This window comes from Kitasatospora viridis, assembly GCF_007829815.1.
GTDB classification, from domain to species: domain Bacteria; phylum Actinomycetota; class Actinomycetes; order Streptomycetales; family Streptomycetaceae; genus Kitasatospora; species Kitasatospora viridis.
In genome coordinates this window covers 5,545,737-5,560,696 of record NZ_VIWT01000001.1, presented here as the reverse complement: position 1 = coordinate 5,560,696, position 14,960 = coordinate 5,545,737, and the positions used below count along the sequence as shown (strand labels likewise).

The following is a 14,960-nucleotide window of genomic DNA, read 5'->3' as shown; positions in this document are numbered from 1 at the left end:
GGAGGTCTCGGATGACGGGGGGTCAGAGCGAGTGGAACGGCAGACCGGCGTCCGCCACCAGCTCCTCGCTGTGGTCGGCGGGCAGCAGGCTGGCGCTGCCGTCGCTGACCGGCACCACACCGAGCTCCAGCAGCTCGGCCATCGCGGCGCTGCCGGCCAGGTCGCGGACCTGGAGCTGGTAGCGGGCGGTGGTGCGGTAGGTGCCGCCGGCGTCGTCCGAGGCCTTCTGCAGGAAGCCGGAGTCGACCAGGAACGCCACCGCCTTGCCGGTGATGCCGATGGTCGAGCCGGCGAGGCGCCGGGCGTCCTTGGTGGCGCCGGTGGTGGAGCGGCGGGCCCAGACCCGCCAGGCGGCCTCCAGGCCCGGGGCGTCGCTGGCCGGGTCGGTGTTGGCGCCGTCCGCCTCGGCCCGCTCCTCCAGCCGGCGGCAGGCCTGGCGGACGAAGGCGTCCACGCCGTTGACGGTGATCCGGCCCAGGTAGCCGTCGTCCGCCAGGTCCTCGGGGCGCGGGAAGGCGAGCGCGGCGACCGCCAGGTGGGCCAGGCCGTGCAGGAACCGGTCGGTGGCCTCGGAGGCGGCGCGGCGCGAGTAGTCGCCCATCCGGACCGCGAAGACCGAGTCCTCGGCGCCGGCCAGCGCCATGCCGGCCCGCGGCGAGACCTCCAGCACCACCAGGCCGAGGCCGGTCGCGACGGCGTCCGCGAGCCGGGCGAACGCCGGGTCCTCCCGGTAGCGGCGGACCAGCTCGGTGTACTCGGCGTCGCGGGCCGGCAGCAGCTTGGCCTGCAGGCCGAAGGAGACCAGCCGGGCGCCGTCGGCGACGTCACTGGGCGTCAGCGGTGCCGCCTCGGCGCCGTCCTGGGGGCTGGTCATGGATGCCGCTCCTAGCTGGGTGTTCGTCACTGCGCGTCCTGCCGGTCGGACGCCATGCCGGCGGCGTCCAGCAGGGCGCTGCCGAGGATCAGGTCGGCGCCGCCGTACTCCGGGTCCTGCAACCGGGTGCCGTCGTCCACCGCGAAGAGCAGCCGCTGCTCGCCCTGCCGGTAGGCGGTGCCGACCGGCGGGCTGGCCGCGTGCACGGCCAGCAGGGCGACCAGGTGCGGCAGTTCCGGGTCGCGCCGGCGGGCCTCGGCGAGCAGGCCGGAGAGCCGGCGGGGCGCGTCGGCGGGCAGGTCGAGCAGTTGCAGCGCGGACTCCAGCTGGGCCTCGGAGAACCGGCTGTCGTCCGGGGTGGCGACCAGGTCGGGGTCGGGCAGTTCGACGCCCAGGTGCTCGCGCTCCACCGGCGGGGTGAGCAGCAGCTCCACCAGGTCGCCGAGCCGGACGGCGGACGGGCTGCGCAGGCCGGCGCCGTTGGCGAAGAACGCGTCGGTGGGGCGGATCGCCTGCTCCACCGGCAGTCCCAGCACCGGGGCGAGCAGCTGGCCGTAGAGGTCGATGCCGGCCCGGGCGGCCGGCGCGGCGAAGGCCTGCCGGTCCTGCTCGGCGCGGAACAGCGGCCCGGCCTCCAGCAGCCGGGTCTGCAGCTGGGTGTGCCGGCGGATGCAGTCCTTGACGATGTCCACCAGCTCGGCGGCCTGGCGCTTGTGGTCGGCGCCCTCGGCCTCGTCGCGGGCCTTGCGGATGTTGGTGAGGATGGCGTTCTCGTGCCGGTAGCGGTCGGCGATGTGCTCCAGCGCCTCGTCGATCAGGTCGGGCACGGCCTGCATCCAGTCCACCGCGCGGACGTTGCGCCGGGTGGCCTCCAGGGCGCGGCGCAGCGTCTCGGCGTACTGGACGGTGCGGTAGCGGGCCTGTTCGGCGGCCAGTTGGGCGTCGGCGAGGCGGCCGCGGCGGATCAGCACCTCCAGCTTGACCTCGGCGGCGATCTGGGCCGAGGTGACGTCGGTGTCCAGCGCGCCGACCAGCACGTTGACGGCCTCGTCGGTGGTGCGCAGGTAGACGCCGCCGTCGGGGCCCGGCACCTCCTCGATCAGCTTGAAGTCGTAGTCGCGGCGCAGGTAGCCGCCGTCGGCGCCGAAGGTGCCGTAGACGGCGCGGAAGCCGCGGTCCACGCTGCCGACGTTGATCAGCGAGTCGAGCACCCAGCGGGCCACCCGCTGGTGCTCGCCGCTCGGGCGCTCGGGGTGCTGGGCGGCGACCCGGGGCAGCATCCGGCCGAGCACTATCTCCCGGTCGGCGCCGGTGTCGAAGTCCATGTTGAGGGTGACCAGGTCGATGGCGGAGAGCCCGACCTCGGCCATCGCGTAGCCGCCGTACTCGCCGGCCAGGTTCACCTTGCGGTTGTCCAGGTCGTGCAGCGGGGCGGTGCAGGCCAGCGCCTTGAGGCGGCGGGCCAGCCCCTCGTCGGCCGCCGGGCCCGGCGCGGGGCGGGCGGCGGCCGGGGCGGACGGCCGCAGCGCGGGCTCGGCTGGCTGGTCGGCGATGACGGTCACGGGGGACAAGCCTAGGGCCAGCCGGGGACAGGTCCGAAACGGGGCCACTTGTCCGCTTCGTCCAGCGACGGAAGGGAAGTTGAACGCGTTCAAAAATGCGTCTAGAGTCGGGCCGACCGATCGAGGGAGGGGGCCGCGATGCGCGGTACCGAGACCGAGCTGCGCCGGGTGCGCCGCTGGCTGTGGATCTTCATCGTCTGCCTGGTGCTGAGCGGGCTGACCGCCTTCCCGCTCGGCACCGAGACCGGCTGGGCGCTCACCGCAGCCCACCGGCTGCCGGTGCCCGGCGGGCTGCTCGGCTGGCTGGAGCGGGTGCACACCGGGCTCACCGAGACCGACGCGAGCTACCCCTTCCTCGCCTACGGCACCGACTGGCTCGCCTTCGCCCACCTGGTGATCGCCGGCGCGTTCTGGGGTCCGCTGCGCGATCCGGTGCGCAACGTCTTCGTGGTGCGCTGGGCACTGGCCGCCTGTGCCGGGATCCTGCCGCTCGCGCTGGTCTGCGGACCACTGCGCGGGATCCCCTTCTTCTGGCAGTGCGTCGACATGTCCTTCGGCGTGGTCGGCGCCGTCCCGCTGCTGATCGTGCTGCGCGGCATCCGGCGCCTCGCCGACCCCGCGGTGAGCACCCCCGGATCGGCCGGCCGCACCGCGGCGCCGGCCTGACGGTCCGCCAAGGGGGTGGCCGCGGCGGTCCGCCGGCGGACGGAAGCCCTACCATCCCCTCAGGCGATCCGCAGCATCAGCTCTGGGAGGCAGTCGGCCGTGACCGGTTCGGTGATCGATCTCAACGCGGACCTCGGCGAGGGGTTCGGACGCTGGACGCTGACCGACGACGAAGCCCTGCTGTCGGTGGTCACCAGCGCCAACGTGGCCTGCGGCTTCCACGCGGGCGACCCCTCCACGATGCGCCGGGTCTGCGCGCTGGCCGCCGAGCGCGGGGTGCGGATCGGCGCCCAGGTCTCCTACCGCGACCTGGCCGGCTTCGGCCGCCGCGCGATGGACGTGCCGCCGGAGGAGCTGGCCGACGAGATCGCCTACCAGATCGGCGCGCTCCAGGTCTTCGCCCGGGCGGCCGGCTCCCGGGTCAGCTACGTCAAACCGCACGGCGCGCTCTACAACCGGGTGGTGGCCGACGGCGAGCAGGCCGAGGCGGTGGTGGCCGGGGTGCTGCGGGCCGGCGCGGTCTGCGACGGGCCGCTGCCGGTGCTCGGCCTGCCGGGCTCCCGACTGCTCCAGGTCGCCGAGGGGGTCGGGCTGCCGGTGGTCACCGAGGCCTTCGCCGACCGCGCCTACACCCGGGCCGGCACCCTGGTGCCGCGCCGGGAGGCCGGCGCCGTGGTGCACGACCCGGAGGCGGTGATCGCCCGCGCGGTAGGCATGGCCAAGGACGGGCTGGTCACCGCGCTCGGCGGCGAGCCGGTCGCGGTGGACGCCCGCTCGCTGTGCGTGCACGGCGACACCCCGGGGGCCGCCCAGCTGGCCTGGCGGGTGCGCGGGGCGCTGGCCTCGGCCGGCGTGCGGGTGGAGGCGTTCACCTGATGGGCGACGGTCTGACGGTCCGTCGGGTCGGCGAGGGCGCGCTGCTGCTGGAGGTGGCCGGCCCGGAACGGGTCGCCGCGCTCTACGACCGGCTGCTGGCCGCCCGGGCCGCCGGCACCCTGGGCGAGCTCACCGAGATCGTCCCGGCCGCCCGCACCGTGCTGCTGGACGGGGTGGCCGAGCCGGCCGCGCTGGCCCGCCGGCTCGCGGACTGGACGGTGGCCGCCGTGGCCGCCGCCGACGGCCCGCTGGTGGACCTGCCCACCGTGTACGACGGGCCGGACCTGCCCGAGGTGGCCGCGCTCTGGGGCGTCACCGTCGCCGAGGTGGTCCGCCGGCACAGCTCGCTGGAGCACCGGGTGGCGTTCTGCGGCTTCGCCCCGGGCTTCGCCTACCTGACGGGCCTGCCGACCGAGCTCGCCGTGCCGCGCCGGGCCACCCCGCGGCCGGCCGTGCCGGCCGGCTCGGTGGCGGTCGCGGGCCGCTACACCGGGGTCTACCCGGGTGCCTCCCCCGGCGGCTGGCAGCTGCTCGGGCGCACCGCCGTGCCGCTGTGGGACACCGACCGGGAGCCGGCCGCCCTGCTCGCGCCGGGCGTGCGGGTCCGGTTCACGCCGATCCAGGGGGGTCCTGATGCCTGAGCTGCTGATCACCCGGGCCGGGCCGCTGACCACCGTGCAGGACGCCGGCCGGCGCGGCGTCGCCCACCTCGGGGTGCCGCGCGGCGGGGCGCTGGACGAGCCCGCCCGGCGGGCCGCGAACCGGCTGGTCGGCAACGCCGCCGGGGCCGCCGTGCTGGAGACCACGCTGGGCGGGGTCGCGGTGACGGCGCTCGGCGGCCCGCTGCTGCTCGCGGTGGCCGGCGCCCCCGCGCCCGTGCGGGTCGACGGCCGCCCCGCCGCCTGGGGCGCGGCCGTGCTGCTGCCCGAGGGCGCGACGCTGGACGTCGGCCCGGCCGACTCGGGGGTCCGCGGCTACCTGGCGGTGCGCGGCGGCATCGCGGTCCCGCCGGTGCTGGGCAGCCGCTCGGCCGACCTGCTCGCCGGCCTCGGGCCCGCCCCGCTGCGCGGCGGCGAGCGGCTGCCGGTCGGCCGGGAGTGCGGGGCGCCCGCCGCCGCGCTGGTGCCGCTGCCCGCGCCGCCCGCCGAGCTGGTGCTGCGGCTGCTGCCGGGGCCGCGCGCCGACTGGTTCCTGCCGGGCACCCTGGCCGCGCTGGCCCGGGCCGGATACCGGGTGGCCGCCGCGAGCAACCGGATCGGCCTGCGCACCGAGGGTCCGGCGCTGATCCGGCGTCAGCACGGCGAGCTGGAGAGCGAGGGCATGGTGCTCGGCGCCGTCCAGGTGCCGCCGGACGGACGCCCGGTGGTCTTCCTCGCCGACCACCCCACCACCGGCGGCTACCCGGTGCTCGGCGTGGTCCCCGCCGCCGACCTGCCCGCCGCCGCCCAGGCCCGCCCCGGCACCCCGGTGCGGTTCGTCCCGGCGGGCCGCTGACCGTGGAGCGGCTGACCATCGGGGCGTTCGCCCGGGCCTGCGGGCTCTCGCCGAAGGCGCTGCGGCTCTACGACGAGCTGGACCTGCTGCGCCCGGACCGGGTGGACCCGCTCTCCGGCTACCGCTACTACCGGCCCGAGCAGCTGGAGCGCGCCCGGCTGGTCGCCCACCTGCGGCGGATCGGCGTGCCGCTGGCCCGGATCCGCCACCTGGTCGAGCTGACGCCTGCTCAGGCGGCGGACGAGCTGACGGCCCATTGGCACCAGGTGCTCGCCGAGACCGCGGCCCGCCAGGAGCTGGTCACCCTCCTCACCGACCACCTGCGAGGAAGGCCACCCGTGCTGGCCGAGGCCCTGACCCTGCGCTGCGCCGCCCGCTCCGACCTCGGGCTGGTGCGCGAGCGCAACGACGACCACGCCTACGCCGACGCCGGCCTGCTCGCGGTCGCCGACGGCTTCGGCAGCCCGGCCGCCGGCAGCGCCGCGATCGCCGCGCTGCGGGCGGTGGACCCGGCGGCGATCGGCCCGGGCGGGCTGCTGACCGCACTGGACCGGGCGGTGCGCGAGTCCGTCGCCGACACGCCCGAGGACATGGGCACCACGCTCACCGCGCTGCTGGCCCACGGCGACCAGCTGGCCCTGGTGCACATCGGTGACTCCCGGGCCTACCTGCTCCGGGAGGGCGAGCTGTTCCGGATCACCCACGACCACACCTGGGTCCAGTCGCTGGTGGACGAGGGCCGGCTGACCGCCGAGGAGGCGGCCTCGCACCCGCAGCGCACCCTGCTGATCCGCGCCCTCACCGGCGGCACCCCCGGGAGCCCGGACCTCAGCCTGCTCACCGCCCGGTCCGGCGACCGCTACCTGCTCTGCTCGGACGGCCTGAGCAGGGTGGTCCCCGAGGCCCACCTGCACACCGTGCTCAGCACCGTCGCCGACCCGGACCGGGCGGTCGAGCAGCTGGTCGAGCTGGCCAACCGGGCCGGCGGACCGGACAACATCGCCTGCGCCGTCGCCGACGTGCTGCCCGCCGCCTGACACGACGGTGCCCCCGACCGGCTCCTGTGATCGAAGGAGTCGGTCGGGGGCACCGTGCAGTGGAGTGGGGAGCTACCGCTCCCGGGAGGTGAGCCGGCCGCGCACGGCGGCGTGCACCTCGGCCTCCTCGGCCGGGTCGGCGGCGAGCCGGCGCAGGCGCTCCAGCACCCGGGCGTCGCCGGTGGTCTTCACGTGCCGGGCGGCGAGTTCGCGGGTGCTCTCCTCGCAGTCCCACAGGCACTCGACGGCCGGCCCGGAGCCGAAGTGGCGGTCGGTGGCGGCCAGCGCGCGGGCGGCCCGCCCGCGCAGGTCGGAGGAGGCTGACTCGCCGTAGATGTGACGGAGCATCGGCACGGCGTCGGCGGCGGCCAGCCGCCCCGAACCGTCCACCAGTCCGCCCAGCGCGGCTCCCCGCACCCCGTGCTCCTGCAGCCAGCGCCGCAGGCCGGCCACCACCACGGGCGCGTCGCACGGCTCGCCGATGTCGGCCAGCAGCAGCGCGGCGGCCTCGCCGAGCGCGCTGTCCGCGCCGCCGGTGGCCGGGTCGGCCCAGCGGCGGGCGGCGGCCAGCGCGCGGGCCCCGCGCAGTCGGGCCACGGTGTCCAGCGCGGCCCGGACCGCGGCCGGGTCGGCGTCGGCCGCGGCGGCCTCGACCAGCCCCGGCAGACCCGGGTCGTCCTGGTCGGCCAGGTGGCGCAGGGCGGCCCGGCGCGGGCCCTCGGCCCCGTCCCGGGCGGCGTCCAGCAGGGTCTGCCGGTCCTCGGGGCGGGCGACGGCGGCCAGGCAGCGGGCCGCGGCGGCGGCCCGGCGCTCCACCGCGCCGGGTTCGGTGCCGTCGGCCTGCTCGGCCCAGGCGAGCACGTCGGCCACGCTCCAGCCCGGGGTCACGGCCGGGCGCTGGAACTGGCGCTGCCACAGGTCGAAGGGCGACTGCTCGCTCGCGGCCGCCACCCTCGGGTGGTGCGCGGCCCACAGGCTCCAGGGCCGGGGTTCGTAGGCGGCGCGGATCGCGGCGCGCAGCGCGGCCTCGCCGCGCTCGTCCTCGGGGAACCGGGCCAGCACGGCGGGGGCCAGCGCGAGCAGCGCCGCGTCCTCGTCGCGCAGCGCCAGTTCGTCCAGCGCCCACGCCCAGTTGGCGCCGGTCGCGGTGTACTCGCGCAGCAGCAGCAGCGCGTCCCGCCGCCCGTAGCCGGCCAGGTGGCCGAGGACGGAGAGGGACAGGCCGGTGCGCCGGTCGTCGGTGTCGATCAGGTCGTCGGGATGGGTCAGATGCCGCTCGATGCCGACCAGCGGCGCCTCCAGGTCCATGTAGACCCGCGCGTAGTAGAGGGAGCGGTTCTCAACCTGCCAGTCACTGCGCGGATCGCTGGTGACGCACTCCTCCAGGGCTGCGATGGCTTCGTCGCGGTCGGCTGCGAGCGCATGCAGCTGCCCGTCGCCGCGTCCTCTTTGCAGTAGGCCGAGGAGGCTGGCACTGGGGGCTATCACGGGCTCGAACATGAGGTCAGCATCCGTTGCGGCGATCGTCGTGGCAACGGGATTTCCGTCGCCGGGGGTCTGGTGGTCAGGTGGTGCGGGCGCCCGGGCGCCGGAATCACCGTAGGTTACCGCCTGCCCGCCGGTGATGCACGCAGTGCCGCCGAGCGCCTCCCGAACCGGCTTCTGGCATATGCCAGTGAAAAGTACCGACGAAATCTGTCATTCTCTCCACACCCTGCGTGAGGTTGTGCGACAGTCGTCTCACAAGCACGCGTCCAGACCCCCACCGACGGGACGGCCGATGAGTCACTCGCTGCCCGGCACCGCGACGGCCCCGGACCCCGCGCTCCAGGGCTGGGGCGCGGCCGTCGAGTGGGACCTGCTGCGGGACACCGTCCAGTGGTCCCCGGCCGCCTACCCGCTGCTCGCCCGCGACCCCGGACTCGGCCCGCTCACCCTGGACCAGCTGCCCGCGCAGCTGGTCCCGCAGGACCGCCCGGTGCTCCGACGGATGGTCACCGAGGCGCTGGTGCACGGCCGTCCGGTGGAGGGCGTGGTGCGGGTGGACCGCGGCCCCGGCCAGTCCCCGGTGCACTGCGCCGGCCGGGCCCGCCGCGGCCCGGACGGCCAGGTGGTCTCGCTGCGGCTGGTGCTCAGCCCGCGCTGAACCCGGGCCCCGGCGGCGCCGCCGCGCGCCGTGACGAACCCCACCGGAGCCCTTTCGTCCGTCCGGCCTCCCCGTCGGCTTATGCTGTCGGCCGCAGCGTCGGCACAGGGCGGACCTGCAACGAGGGAGGACCGTTCCATGGACAAGCAGATCCTGCACAAGGCCGCGTTCCTGCTGCACGAGTGCCACGAGCCCGAGCAGCAGGTCGTCGAGCGCCTGAAGGAGTACTTCCCGGCCCTGACCCTGGTCGAGCGCGAGCGCTACGTCCAGGAGGCCTGGGACCAGGTGCACACCGCGAGCGTCGACAACCTCTGATCAGCCGCTGAGCTCGCTCAGGCCCGCCGGGGCGGCGGCACCGCCGCCCTGATCTGGGCCCGCAGCTCGGCCACCGCCGGCTCCCCCGCGTACCGGTCGGAGAGCCGGTACATCTGGCGCAGCCGGTCCCAGGTGCGGTGCGAGGAGGTGTAGCCGATCTTCGCCAGCGCCGCCCGGGCCTGCTCCACCGCCGCCTCCGGTTCGCCGTCGATCCAGTGCACCGAGGCGAGCGTCACCATGTCGAGCAGCGTGGAGCGCTCGTGGCCCCGCCGGGCCCGCTGCGCCATCGCCGCCGCCGCGTGCGCCAGGGCCGGCCGCACCGCGCCCGGGTCCCGCTCGGCCAGCGTGCGGTAGACCAGGAACTGCATGCCGTGCAGCTCGGCCTCGTCGAAGGTCGCCATCCAGGCCGGCTGCGGCTCCCCGCCGTCGCGCGCGTAGAGCTCCTCCGCCTCGCCGAGCAGCCGCGCCACCTCCTCCCGGTCCCCCACCGTGGCCTGCGCCCAGGCCTCCACGGTGTTGAGCATCGCCCGGGCGCGCGGCGCCATCGCGTCCCCCGCGCCGGCCCGGGCCAGCCGCATCAGCTCCAGCGCCTCCGCGCCCCGGCCGTGGTGCAGCAGTTGCCGGGCGGTGCGGGAGATCGCCTCGCCGGCCCGCGGCCGGTCGCCGGCCTCCCTGGCCGCCTGGGCGGCGATCACGAAGTACCGCTGGGCGGTGCTCTCCAGGCCGACGTCGTGCGACATCCAGCCGGCCAGCACCGCCAGGTTGGCCGCCACCAGCCAGAGCCGGCGGGCCAGCTCGGGCGGATGACGGTGGGTCAGCAGGCCGCCGACCTCGTTGAGTTGGCCGATCACCGCCTTGCGCTGCAGCCCGCCGCCCCGGGAGGCGTCCCAGGACCGGAACACCTCGAAGGACCGCTCCAGCGCCTCGACCTCCTGCGGGCCGACCGGGCCGGGTTCGTAGACGTCGACGATCGGGCGGGCGGCGCTGCCGGTGATCAGCTGCCGGGGGCCGGGGCGGGCCGCGGCCACGGCCACGTCCGCGCCGGACAGCCAGGAGTAGAGGGAGTCGGGGATGACGGCCGTGCCCGGCAGTGCCGGGCCCTGGTCGGCCTGTCCGCGTCGGTTGAGCATGAGATCCATCCCGGTGAAGTCGGTGAGGATCTCCGCCGTCCGCTCCGGTTCGGGGGGCGCCGCCCCCTGCGCGGGGGCCGGCGTCGCCCGCCGGTGCCGGACCAGGCCGAGGTCCTCGATGGAGACGACACGGCCGAGCCGCTCGGTGAACACGGCTGCCAACAGCATCGGCACCGGATCGCGCGGGACCTCCCCGTGCTCGATCCAGCGCCGCACCCGCGAGGTGTCGGTGGACAGCTGCTGCTGCCCGATCGCCGCACCGCGCCGGTTGACCAGCCGGGCCAGCTCGCCCTTCGACCAACCGGTCAGGGCGAACAGGTCCGCGAGTCTGGTGTTGGGTTCCTTGTTCACTCTCAAGCCCCCAGGGTCCTCGGCTGTGTTCGAGCCTAACGACCTGTCACATGCCAAGCGAGCATTCGCCAGGGTTCGCCAGGGTGCGCCAACTGGCGAGCCAGACCCGCCGGGGTGTCAGGTAGAGATGCGCCACCTCACCCCGGGCCGTCCGACCCGGTGGGGACCGGCCTCCCGGGCATCCGGGGGGTCGTCGCCGCCGGACCGGACGATGCGGGCAGGGGGTGGCGAACCGGGGTGGCGCGCCTGGCGCCGAGCCCGGCCGACCGGTCCGACCGGCGCATTTCCCCAGGATGCGCTGTTCGGTCAGTTCGGCCGGGGTCGGTACCAGGCGGGTCCCCCGGTGCGCCCGCCGGCCGGCCACCCACCGACGGCCGACGGGCGCACCGAGCCGCACCCCTGGTGCGCCGGAGCACGCCCCCGTGGTTCCGACGCCCCCCACAGCACTCACCGTGCCAGGGCCGCCGCCTTGGCTGACATATGCCGTCGGCAAGGAAGGGACTCCCGCCCCCTCATGTACTCCTCTGCGACTTCCCCCACCGCGTCCCGGATCGGCACCGCGCAACGGCCGCCGTCCACCGGGACGGTCCGCCGGCCCGGGCCGAAGCCTGCCCTGCCCGCCCGCCCCGCCGGGCGCATCGAGGCACCCGGGTTCCTCCCGCGCCCCGGCGAGCGCCTGCTGCGCCCCCGCACGCCCCAGGCCGCCCCCGTGTCCGAGGGCTGGAGCCGGGTGGACAACACCGCCCTGGCCGCCCCGGCGGTGCGCGCCGCGCTGGCCCACATCACCCGGATATGTCCGGCGTTCTCCGCCCGTCAGGTGCTGCGCGAGGACGCGGCGCACATCCTGATCACCGGCCTGATCGGCCGCACCCCCGTGGTCGCCAAGTGCCTCTCCCCGCAGGCCGTGCAGGGCGAGAGCCGGGCCGTGCTGGTGGAGCGGTTCCGCCGCGAGGTGTCGGTCTACCGGGCCTTCGTGCGGCACCGCCCGCCGGTCCGGATGCCCCGGCTGGTCGCCGCCGACCACGACCGCTGCGTGCTGGTGATCGAGCGGATCCCGGGCCGGATCGCGGCCACCGAGCGGCACCCGGCCAACGCGCCGACCCCGGGCGAGGTGCGGGCGATCCTCGGCTCGGTGCGCTCGCTCAACCTCTGGCGCCCGCCGACCGACGTCTTCCAGCAGCCGCTCGACTACCAGTTCGAGATCGGCCGCTACCACTCGGTCGGCCAGCTGACCGACCGGGACGCTGGCGACCTGCGCCAGCTGCTGCACGGGCTCCAGCACACCGGCTGGCAGCTGTGCCACGGCGACGCGCTGCTCGGCAACATCATGCTGGCCCCCTCCGGCCCGGTGCTGCTGGACTGGGAGCAGGCCGGCTGGTACCTGCCGGGCTACGACCTGGCGGTGCTGTGGAGCGTGCTCTCCGGGGACACCGCGGCCCGGCGGCAGATCAGCCAGCTGGCCCAGGTCGGCGGCACCATGGCCCGGGACGCCTTCCTGGTCAACCTGACCCTGGTGCTGATGCGCGAGCTGCGGCTCTACGACGTGCCGGGGGCCGGCGAGGAGCAGCGCCTGATGATCCGTCGGCTCTACGACGACGCCGCGCTGGCCCGCCGCGCCGTCCGGGCCGCGGTCGGCACCCGCTGAGCCGCCCCGGCGCCGCCCGCCGCCTGAGCGGCCGTCAGGACACCCGTCAGGAAAGCCCTCAGGAGCGCCGGCCCGCGCGGCCCAGCGCGGCGCGGCCGGCGGCCGCCAGCACCGCCTGGGCGGGGCGCCCGTGCGGCCGGCCGCTGAGCGCGTCGCGCAGGTGGCGCTCCAGCGGGTGACGGCGGCTCAGCCCGGGCCCGCCGGCCAGCTCGACGGCGCCCTGCACCGCCCCCAGCACCGCCCGGGTGGCGAGCAGGTGGGCCGCACCCGTCCGCTCCAGGGCCGCCCGGTCGCCCGCGTCGATCCGCCCGGCCAGCCCGGCCAGCAGTTCCTCGACCCCGATCAGCGCGGTCTCCAGCTCGCCCAGCGCGGCCTGCTGATGGTCCGCCAGCGCCTGCGGGCGGGCGGCCAGCCAGTCCCGCGCCGCCCGGCCGACACCCAGCTGCACGGCGGCCAGCGCCAGGTCCCGCCAGCCGGCGGCCAGCACGGCGCCCGCCCCGGGGGCGGCGTCCAGCGGCCGCAGCCCGACCGCGAGTTCGGCCGGCACGGCCACCTCGGCGAACCGCAGGTCGTGGCAGGCGCTGGCGCGCAGTCCGAGCTGGTCCCAGACCGGCTCGACCTCCATCCCCGCGCTCTCCGCCCGGACCAGGAAGGTGCCGGCCCGCGGCACGGCCTCGTCGGTGCGCACCCGCACGGCGAGCCAGGCCAGCGCCTCGGCACCCGGGCAGCCGGTGAGCAGTCCGCTCAGCCGCCAGCCCTGCGGACCGCGGCGGGCCACCAGCGGTTCGGCGGTGGCGTCCAGCGCGGCGACCAGGGCCGGGCCGCGCCGGGACTCGGTGAGCAGTCGGCGGTAGAGCGCGGCCGGCCAGCCGCCGGCGCCGGCCTGTTCGGCGTGCTGGAGCAGGGTGCCGGCCGCGAGCAGGGCCACCGAGGCGTCGCCGCGCCCGAGTTCGGCCAGCACCCGGACGGTGTCGGCCAGGCCCGCGCCCGCGCCGCCGTGCCGCTGGGCGACGGTGAGGGTGAGCAGTCCGGCCTCGTGCAGCGCCTCGACGCCCTGGTAGGGGAAGGCGCCGTCGCGGTCGTGCTCCTCGGCGCGGGCGGCCAGCAGGTCCACCACCCGGGGCAGTTTGGCGAGCGCGTCGTCGAGCAGGGGGGTGGTCATGGGCTGCTGCCTCCGGGGGCCGGTGGTGTCGACGGCGACCTGGGTGCTGCGGCGGCCGCGCGGTGGTGGGCGTGCGGGAGCGCGGGCCGGACAGGAGGTGCCGGCCGGCGCTACCGACAGACCGCGCTGGCGGTCCGCCGCAGGTCCAGGTAGCTGCGCCTGGTCAGCAGCGGGCGGCGGGAGGACATGCTGGTGACTGTACGAAGGGCCGCTCGAACACGTCAAGGAGTGTTCGAACGGTCGCCGCGGCGCGCCGCCCTGCGCCGCGGGGCGGTCAGCCCTGCTGGAACAGGTCGGCCGGCAGCGGCTTGAGCAGCTGGTAGAGGTCGTCCGCGATCGGCCGGTCCCAGGAGGCGATGGTCACCTGGACCTGGTCGCTGCGGTCGAACTGGGCGCAGAACACCCGCTCCTCGGAGACCTTGACCTTCTTCACGATCAGCAGGTCGTCCCGGAGCATGACCGGGAAGTCCTCCGCCGAGACGAAGTCCACCGGCTCCTCGACTTCGAGCGCGGCGAGCAGCTGTCTGACCTCGAACGGCACGCCGTCCGGGGTGTCCCGGGCCGGCGAGCCCTCGGGCAGGTTGCCGATGAACATCGCCGGGCCACGGCCGCCGAACAGGTCGTAGCGCAGGAAGATCCCCTGGCAGGAGCCGTCCGGGCCGGTCATCACGGCGGCCCCGAAGAGGCCGGGCCAGTCACCCGGGTCCATGGCGAGCACGTCGAAGTCCGGGCCCGCTGGGGTGCCGGAACGTCGGCGGAGAAAAGACATGCCGCCATGGTACGTGGCCCGATCCGGCGCACCGCACCGGGCAGGCCGTCGGCGCGCTGCGGGCACCCGACCGGCCACGTTCGAACTCCGTTCGAAGCTGGTCCGGAAACCGTACCGCTCCACGCTCCGAGACGAATGTTGACGCTGAGCAACCGTCCGGGCTACGGTCGCGATGTACGGCAGCTGCTGTGGACCTGTTCCATGTGGGGGTGGCCTGCTGTGGCGCATTGGCGTGCGCCCACTTCTCCCTCTGGCACATCGTCGTGCGGCGGCTGCACCGAACGGCAAGCGTTCAGCACCGCTCAACCCTTTTTCACCTTTCACCCAAAGCCTGGTCCACGGGTTCCCCGACTGTGTCGCGCCCGTGGACCGAGCCCGGGACACCGACGCGTGGGGGCGTTCGGATCCCGGGCACCGGCGGCCTGGGCACTTCGCCCCGCCGCCACCTCCCGGCGACTGCCGGTCCGCGCGGACCGGTTGTGGGGAACACGGGAGGAACGCCCGGTGTCGCGAACCGGGCAGCACAGCAGACGCCGTGCACGACCGCGTGGGGGCGGTCGGCACGGCGTCTGCCATTTCTTCGCGGTTCTCGCCGGTCCTCGCCGGTTCTTCCCGGCCCTTCCCGGTTCCTTCCCGGCGGCCCGGCCCGGGTCCGGCTCAGGTGAGGTCGAACTCCCCGTCCTGCGCCCCGAGCACGAAGGCCCGCCACTCCTCGGGCGTGAAGACCAGCACCGGCCCGTCCGGGAACCGCCCGTCCCGCATCACGGTGTAGCCCTCGACGAAGGCGATCTGCACGTCGCCCGGCGAGCCGTCGCCCTGCTTCGCGGAGAGCCACTCGGCCTTGGACGTGTCCAGCTGGGGCTTGCGCTGGGCCGGCACCGCCTCGACGCCCCCGGCCGTGCTGCTCGTGCCCGTTTCGGTTGCCACTGGGTA

Annotated in this window: 15 protein-coding genes; 8 read left to right on the top strand and 7 right to left on the bottom strand. The window is 76.0% G+C overall.

The features are described 5' to 3' along the window. Positions 1-22 precede the first annotated feature (22 nt). The gene (locus tag FHX73_RS24940; protein WP_145907143.1) at positions 23-874 is read right to left on the bottom strand and encodes a hypothetical protein; all 852 of its coding nucleotides are present in this window, start codon (positions 872-874) and stop codon (positions 23-25) included. 26 nt (positions 875-900) lie between these two features. Then, entirely contained in the window at positions 901-2,436 is a 1,536-nt protein-coding gene (locus tag FHX73_RS24935) for a hypothetical protein (protein WP_425461421.1), read from the bottom strand. A 138-nt stretch (positions 2,437-2,574) separates the two neighbouring features. Here FHX73_RS24935 and FHX73_RS24930 point away from each other — a divergent pair, with 138 nt between their 5' ends. The 5 genes from FHX73_RS24930 to FHX73_RS24910 all read left to right on the top strand — a co-directional run bounded on the left by FHX73_RS24930 (position 2,575) and on the right by FHX73_RS24910 (position 6,509). Next, on the top strand, positions 2,575-3,102 hold the full coding sequence (locus FHX73_RS24930; RefSeq protein ID WP_145907141.1) for a hypothetical protein: 528 nt from the start codon (positions 2,575-2,577) through the stop codon (positions 3,100-3,102). 99 nt (positions 3,103-3,201) lie between these two features. Further along, a complete protein-coding gene (locus FHX73_RS24925; protein ID WP_246213700.1) occupies positions 3,202-3,978 on the top strand; it encodes a LamB/YcsF family protein in 777 nt (258 codons plus the stop codon). Beyond that, entirely contained in the window at positions 3,978-4,619 is a 642-nt protein-coding gene (locus tag FHX73_RS24920; RefSeq protein ID WP_145907139.1) for a 5-oxoprolinase subunit B family protein, read from the top strand. The genes FHX73_RS24925 and FHX73_RS24920 overlap by 1 nt, the downstream gene beginning before the upstream one ends. Next, positions 4,612-5,472, top strand: coding sequence for a 5-oxoprolinase subunit C family protein (locus FHX73_RS24915; RefSeq protein ID WP_145907137.1), 861 nt, complete (start codon positions 4,612-4,614; stop codon positions 5,470-5,472). The genes FHX73_RS24920 and FHX73_RS24915 overlap by 8 nt, the downstream gene beginning before the upstream one ends. A gap of 2 nt (positions 5,473-5,474) precedes the next feature. After that, positions 5,475-6,509 carry a MerR family transcriptional regulator gene (locus tag FHX73_RS24910; RefSeq protein WP_145907135.1) on the top strand — a complete coding sequence of 345 codons (1,035 nt, stop codon included), beginning with the start codon at positions 5,475-5,477 and terminating at the stop codon, positions 6,507-6,509. 72 nt (positions 6,510-6,581) lie between these two features. On the opposite strand, the gene FHX73_RS24905 is transcribed toward FHX73_RS24910, so the two are convergent. Next, positions 6,582-8,009: a HEAT repeat domain-containing protein gene (locus FHX73_RS24905; protein WP_145907134.1), complete on the bottom strand. Its 1,428-nt coding sequence runs from the start codon at positions 8,007-8,009 to the stop codon at positions 6,582-6,584. Positions 8,010-8,289: 280 nt separating this feature from the next. Between FHX73_RS24905 and FHX73_RS24900 the strand changes: the two genes are divergently transcribed. Both FHX73_RS24900 and FHX73_RS44900 read left to right on the top strand, forming a co-directional pair. Continuing rightward, positions 8,290-8,655 carry a hypothetical protein gene (locus FHX73_RS24900; protein ID WP_145907133.1) on the top strand — a complete coding sequence of 122 codons (366 nt, stop codon included), beginning with the start codon at positions 8,290-8,292 and terminating at the stop codon, positions 8,653-8,655. 138 nt (positions 8,656-8,793) lie between these two features. After that, positions 8,794-8,970 carry a hypothetical protein gene (locus tag FHX73_RS44900; RefSeq protein ID WP_170305019.1) on the top strand — a complete coding sequence of 59 codons (177 nt, stop codon included), beginning with the start codon at positions 8,794-8,796 and terminating at the stop codon, positions 8,968-8,970. Between the two features lie 17 nt (positions 8,971-8,987). Here FHX73_RS44900 and FHX73_RS24895 read toward each other — a convergent pair whose 3' ends face one another. Beyond that, positions 8,988-10,451, bottom strand: coding sequence for a DNA-binding protein NsdB (locus tag FHX73_RS24895; protein ID WP_145907132.1), 1,464 nt, complete (start codon positions 10,449-10,451; stop codon positions 8,988-8,990). 514 nt (positions 10,452-10,965) lie between these two features. Here FHX73_RS24895 and FHX73_RS24890 point away from each other — a divergent pair. Next, on the top strand, positions 10,966-12,096 hold the full coding sequence (locus tag FHX73_RS24890) for a phosphotransferase (protein WP_145907131.1): 1,131 nt from the start codon (positions 10,966-10,968) through the stop codon (positions 12,094-12,096). A 58-nt stretch (positions 12,097-12,154) separates the two neighbouring features. Here FHX73_RS24890 and FHX73_RS24885 read toward each other — a convergent pair whose 3' ends face one another. The 3 genes from FHX73_RS24885 to FHX73_RS46425 all read right to left on the bottom strand — a co-directional run bounded on the left by FHX73_RS24885 (position 12,155) and on the right by FHX73_RS46425 (position 14,954). Next, positions 12,155-13,258, bottom strand: coding sequence for an acyl-CoA dehydrogenase family protein (locus tag FHX73_RS24885; protein ID WP_145907130.1), 1,104 nt, complete (start codon positions 13,256-13,258; stop codon positions 12,155-12,157). Between the two features lie 274 nt (positions 13,259-13,532). Further along, positions 13,533-14,027 carry a hypothetical protein gene (locus FHX73_RS24880; protein WP_145907129.1) on the bottom strand — a complete coding sequence of 165 codons (495 nt, stop codon included), beginning with the start codon at positions 14,025-14,027 and terminating at the stop codon, positions 13,533-13,535. 657 nt (positions 14,028-14,684) lie between these two features. Continuing rightward, positions 14,685-14,954, bottom strand: a complete 270-nt coding sequence (locus tag FHX73_RS46425; RefSeq protein WP_425461420.1) for a DUF397 domain-containing protein — start codon at positions 14,952-14,954, stop codon at positions 14,685-14,687. Positions 14,955-14,960 lie beyond the last annotated feature (6 nt).

Excerpts from the sequence above, each read along its gene's own strand:
- FHX73_RS44900 (WP_170305019.1), top strand. The coding sequence starts at position 8,794 with ATGGACAAGCAGATCCTGCACAAGGCCGCGTTCCTGCTGCACGAGTGC.
- FHX73_RS24940 (WP_145907143.1), bottom strand. The coding sequence starts at position 874 with ATGACCAGCCCCCAGGACGGCGCCGAGGCGGCACCGCTGACGCCCAGT.
- FHX73_RS24915 (WP_145907137.1), top strand. The coding sequence starts at position 4,612 with ATGCCTGAGCTGCTGATCACCCGGGCCGGGCCGCTGACCACCGTGCAG.
- FHX73_RS24890 (WP_145907131.1), top strand. The coding sequence starts at position 10,966 with ATGTACTCCTCTGCGACTTCCCCCACCGCGTCCCGGATCGGCACCGCG.
- FHX73_RS24885 (WP_145907130.1), bottom strand. The coding sequence starts at position 13,258 with ATGACCACCCCCCTGCTCGACGACGCGCTCGCCAAACTGCCCCGGGTG.
- FHX73_RS24880 (WP_145907129.1), bottom strand. The coding sequence starts at position 14,027 with ATGTCTTTTCTCCGCCGACGTTCCGGCACCCCAGCGGGCCCGGACTTC.
- FHX73_RS24920 (WP_145907139.1), top strand. The coding sequence starts at position 3,978 with ATGGGCGACGGTCTGACGGTCCGTCGGGTCGGCGAGGGCGCGCTGCTG.
- FHX73_RS24905 (WP_145907134.1), bottom strand. The coding sequence starts at position 8,009 with ATGTTCGAGCCCGTGATAGCCCCCAGTGCCAGCCTCCTCGGCCTACTG.
- FHX73_RS24900 (WP_145907133.1), top strand. The coding sequence starts at position 8,290 with ATGAGTCACTCGCTGCCCGGCACCGCGACGGCCCCGGACCCCGCGCTC.
- FHX73_RS24930 (WP_145907141.1), top strand. The coding sequence starts at position 2,575 with ATGCGCGGTACCGAGACCGAGCTGCGCCGGGTGCGCCGCTGGCTGTGG.